This is a genomic window from Thalassobaculum litoreum DSM 18839 (genome assembly GCF_900102465.1).
GTDB lineage: Bacteria > Pseudomonadota > Alphaproteobacteria > Thalassobaculales > Thalassobaculaceae > Thalassobaculum > Thalassobaculum litoreum.
This window is the reverse complement of record NZ_FNBW01000043.1, coordinates 1-2832: the sequence shown is the minus strand read 5'-3', so window position 1 is coordinate 2832 and position 2832 is coordinate 1. Positions and strand designations below refer to the sequence as shown.

Here is a 2832-nt window from a genome sequence, read left to right as displayed (position 1 = left end):
TGCTCTTCGCTGAACCGACTGCGCTTCATCGTCCATCTCCTCGTCAGAGGAACAGACTAACCTCACAATGCGGAGCTTTCAGGGGAGCAGGTCAGGCAGATTGTGCTCGTTCGCCAGCATGCCACGCTGATGGGACGGATTCTTGTGGAATACGTCGATCGACGACCCAACAAGATCCTTCGCCTTGATCGGAAGCGCATGCTCGATCGATCGAAGAGTCTCTATCGTCGCCTTGTTCGCATAGAGAACATCAAAGGTCTTGATATCGCAGACCATGACGTTCACCGGCATGACTTCGACCATCGTCGCCCAGGTCTCACGGGCGAAAGTGGATGATGACGAATGATCCCTTGTTCGTAGGCCCAGCATCTTTCGCACTCCCAATATAAGCGATCACGCGATCGATGCTCGGAATATGCGGGTATCATGCAACTCCATTATGTGCGTGTGACGTCGAAATGTTTCGGTTTATGTCAGGCCGTGACATTCGCACCGTTATCATTGCAAAGATGAATGTGGCCAGCCATGAGCCGCTGACGCAGTGACCTGGGCCCCGAGTTTCCTCCGGCTATTGGTAAAGCCCGGGCATCGATGGAGTGCCCCCGAACGTGCCCCCGGTTGGAGCTAGAGTTTTCGGGCCCTGGTCAGCATCACGGGCTGGCTGCGTGTGCTGATTTCATGAGCGCTGCCGGGACCTTGTTCCCGATTGCGCTGTGTGGCCGCTGTTCGTTGTAGTCTCTACGCCAAGCCTCCAACTTTTCCGCCGTATCGGCGAGGCTCAGGAACCAGTGGGCGTTCAGACATTCCGCCCGGAGCCGTCCGTTGAACGCCTCGATGAACGCGTTGTCAGTGGGTTGCCAGGGCGTGAGAATTCGAGCGTCACGCCCCACCGATACGCTCACAGGTCCATATCCCGGGAGATTCACTCCGGTATCAACAGGGTCTGACAGATCGTACGCATCCGGTGACGGCCGCGGTTGTGGGGGTTGCGGGTTTTCGGACCGCTCGTGAGCCGACCGTCGTTGGCATCAGCTGGTTGAGGTGGATTTCTTCTTCGCCAGCCGTGCCGCGGCGGCGTTTCGGCGCTTGGCGATGCGGCCGAGTGCGGTCTTGATCACGAGTTCGTCGAGGGCCTCGGGGTCGTAGTCATCGAACCATTCGGCAACCTCCTCGTGGTCCGGGTGCTGCGGGTCGGCGAGGATGTCGAGCTGCTCGTAGAAGCCGGGGATTCCGCCGCAGTCTTCGGGCGGAGCGTTGCGCTCGCCGGCGACGTAGCGCGGATAGCCGATGCCGGGCTCGCCCTGGCGCAGCTTGGTGACGGTGAGCCGGTGTTCCCAGCCGTCCCCGAAGTCGTAGAGATAGTCGATCGTGGTGCGGGGCGGCCGCAGCACGTCGCGCAGCCGCACTTTGGCGGCATCGCGGCTGGGTTGCGTTCCCCAGTCCTGGCCCCAGTCCTGGCCCCAGTCCTGGCCCATCGGCGGCCCGTAGCGCTGCCGGTCGACGGTGAACTCCCAGAGGTGGCTGTCGAACCAGCCCATGGCGGCCTGTACGACGTCGTGCAGGCCCTTCATCGTGATCGAGGTCGGGACCTCGACCTGGCGCCAGATCGGCGGCTCGGTGTGCCGGAGCTCGATGCGGATGCTGGCGATCTCGTCGACGGTGTCGGTCATGCGGCCAGTGTGGCAGCGGTGCTCTTCCAGTTCCACGGCAGGAGTTCGTGGAGCCTGTTCGAGGGATGCCCGGGCAGATGCTCGAGGACGTCGGCAAGCCAGGCGCGCAGATCGAGAGCCTGCAGGTCGCGATCAACGTGTAGAGGGCCGCTGCCCGGCGGCCGCCGGTATCGGATCCGGCGAAGGTCCAGTTGCGGCGGCGGCGTTGTTGGACAGGCAGATCCGGCCGTCGTCGAGGAAGCGGGTGAACGACGGCCAGCGCTTGAGCAGGTAGTCGATGGCGTTGGCCGTGGCCGACTTCGTGGACAGCGCGCGGCGGTTCTGACGCAGCCACGCCTCGAGCTCGGCGACCAGCGGCCGGGCACGCTCGTCGCGGGCGGCGGCGCGCCGCTCCGGCGGCGGATCGAGACCACCCACTCCGATCGCATCGCATCGACCAGCGTTCTCTTCCGACCAGGCCTCAGAGCTTTCGCTTGATCACGTCCTGCAGCATCTCCTTGTCGAGCGACTGGTCGGCGACGATCTTCTTCAGGCGCGCATTCTCATGCTCGAGCTCGCGCATCCGCCGCATCTCAGACGGCATCATGCCCGCGTACTTCTTCTTCCAATTGAAGTAAGTCGCCTGGCTGATCCCAGCCTGACGGCAAACCTCCGCCACCGGCGTTCCATCCTCGCCCTGCTTGATGATGAACGCCTTATGCGCGTCCGTGAATCTGGATGCCTTCATCGTCTTCCGCTCCTCTCCCAGCCAAGGAATCAGACCCGGAAAACTCTAGCCAACTTCGAGGGCATTTAGTGGAGGCACATCACAAGGACGTACACGAGGGCAGACAACGGCGGCGTTCTGACAAAGACATCGCACTGATGCACTTAGGCCCCCAAACTACCGAACTCTCGTACGGTTTGTCACTTTGTGAAGGCTTCGTACGCAACGGCTTCGGGTCAAAACCGGACCGCCCCGCACATTCGGGATAGACCTAGATTATAATAGCGTTTAGTAAAATTTTTGGGACGCGGGGCTTTTTCAGAGTCCGACATCACGAACGTTAGCAAAGCCGTCTTGGACTTGCCCTGGAAAAGTGGAGAGCACCAACTGAGGAACCAGGAGGTGTTTCATGGGACGAGGGAACAGAGCGACGCCGGAGTTTCGTCGTGAAGCGGT

At 61.4% G+C, this 2832-nt stretch carries 4 protein-coding genes and 2 pseudogenes; all 6 read right to left on the bottom strand.

Features of this window, described 5'->3' with window-relative positions:
* Positions 1-78: 78 nt before the first annotated feature.
* The gene (locus BLS34_RS25125; protein WP_139189499.1) at positions 79-369 is read right to left on the bottom strand and encodes a hypothetical protein; all 291 of its coding nucleotides are present in this window, start codon (positions 367-369) and stop codon (positions 79-81) included.
* Positions 370-650: 281 nt separating this feature from the next.
* Positions 651-922, bottom strand: a pseudogene (locus BLS34_RS25120) (integrase core domain-containing protein); the annotation flags it as partial.
* 106 nt (positions 923-1028) lie between these two features.
* Complete coding sequence (locus BLS34_RS25115; RefSeq protein WP_245702180.1) at positions 1029-1706, bottom strand: plasmid pRiA4b ORF-3 family protein; 678 nt, start codon at positions 1704-1706, stop codon at positions 1029-1031.
* Entirely contained in the window at positions 1667-1780 is a 114-nt protein-coding gene (locus BLS34_RS26810; RefSeq protein ID WP_425441481.1) for a transposase domain-containing protein, read from the bottom strand. Before BLS34_RS26810 ends, BLS34_RS25115 begins: the two co-directional genes overlap by 40 nt.
* 22 nt (positions 1781-1802) lie before the next feature.
* A complete protein-coding gene (locus BLS34_RS26805) occupies positions 1803-2087 on the bottom strand; it encodes an IS66 family transposase (protein WP_425441480.1) in 285 nt (94 codons plus the stop codon).
* A pseudogene (locus tag BLS34_RS25105) lies at positions 2066-2397 on the bottom strand (transposase); the annotation flags it as partial. The gene BLS34_RS26805 and the pseudogene BLS34_RS25105, both read right to left, overlap by 22 nt.
* Positions 2398-2832: the final 435 nt, after the last annotated feature.

Bases quoted from the DNA above. Each gene is read 5' to 3' on its own strand.
- BLS34_RS25125 (WP_139189499.1), bottom strand. From the start codon at position 369: ATGCTGGGCCTACGAACAAGGGATCATTCGTCATCATCCACTTTCGCC.